Genomic DNA, 1,203 nt, shown 5'->3' on the forward strand with positions numbered 1-1,203 from the left:
GGGGCACGCTTGTTGCATCCCATCGCAAAGCGTGCCCCCGGGGGCACGCTTGTCTTCAAGCAACAAAGTACAATGATCGCACATGTACTGCGATCGCGCGCACTTCGCTCCGTGAGATGTCATGATTGCGATTTTCCTTCCTGCTGATGCGATCCACATCGGTGTGTGATGTGCAACCTGTACGGATCCGGCAGGTCACTCGCCTGGAAAGCCAGCCGGAAATCCCGGTGGCCGAGCACTGCCGAAGTCCGCCAACGCAGAATGCCACAGGTTGCCTTACAAGAATTGGCTGCAACTTCCACTGCTCTTGGCCTGCGGCCCGGTTCATCGGCGGCCTTTCAGTGCATGTAGTGCTTGCACGGCCAGGGACTTGCGCGGGGTCCAGACGCGCCCTTCCTGCCACAGTGCCCGCAACAAGGTGTCCAGCGCGAGAGTGCCACAAGGGTCCTTTGCTGCAGCGTCTTTGACGAAGACATTGAGGGAACAGCGGCTGAATGCCAGCAAGTGTGCGCCAACGTTCGGCTCTCCCCGACGCTGCTTGAACGCCAACCACGCTGGTTTCCGAAGACCGCAGGCTGTGCGGCAGGATTCGATCAAGTGCTCCAGGGATACATCGCGGGCAAGGCGGCAGTCGTCCTCTGCGAAGAGGATGTACCGGACCCTCGGGTTGGCCGCAAAGAGTGCGTGCGCTGCGGGAACGAAGTTCCGGAACAGTGCGCGCCCGACCACCGTGCACGCCCTTGGGTGTTCATCCCGCAGGTCACGGCGCGCCAGGTCCACGCCCTGCAGCCGGCGTACGTACTGCGGGGGCACGCCGATGCTTGCAAACGAGAGCCTGGCAGCTGTGAACAGGCCGAGCATCTTCTCCCTGCGCAAGGGGCACAGAATGAACACGCGCAACGAAGCACCATCCGCGTGCTCCGAAGCGCGTGTGACGAGGCGCACAGCAGCTTGCCGCCGTGCATTGCACGCACGCCGCCAACGCAGCGCGCCCGGCGTGTGAACCTCGCGGAAGTGCCTGTCTCGGCACGACCTGGCGGACTTCTCGGAAGTGAAGCTGTAAAAGCACTTGCTGCACTCATTGCACTTTGCTTCGAATGTTTTGCCCATGGATGCTAGCGCAGACAAAGCAAGCTGCAATGTCCCTCGAGCACAGACGGTCACTGCCACATGCTGATGAGCGTGTGCATTCAGGTTCATGTG

The 1,203-nt window shown here is 61.3% G+C and carries 1 protein-coding gene; it reads right to left on the reverse strand.

Going from position 1 to position 1,203, the window contains the following annotated elements; translation table 11 throughout:
- Positions 1 to 324: 324 nt before the first annotated feature.
- Positions 325 to 1,203 (reverse strand): hypothetical protein (locus ABWQ00_RS16150; protein WP_353239680.1); only part of this gene is annotated, 879 nt, incomplete at its 5' end.

This window comes from Limnohabitans sp. (assembly GCF_040400975.1).
In the GTDB taxonomy this organism is placed as follows: Bacteria; Pseudomonadota; Gammaproteobacteria; order Burkholderiales; family Burkholderiaceae_C; genus Limnohabitans_A.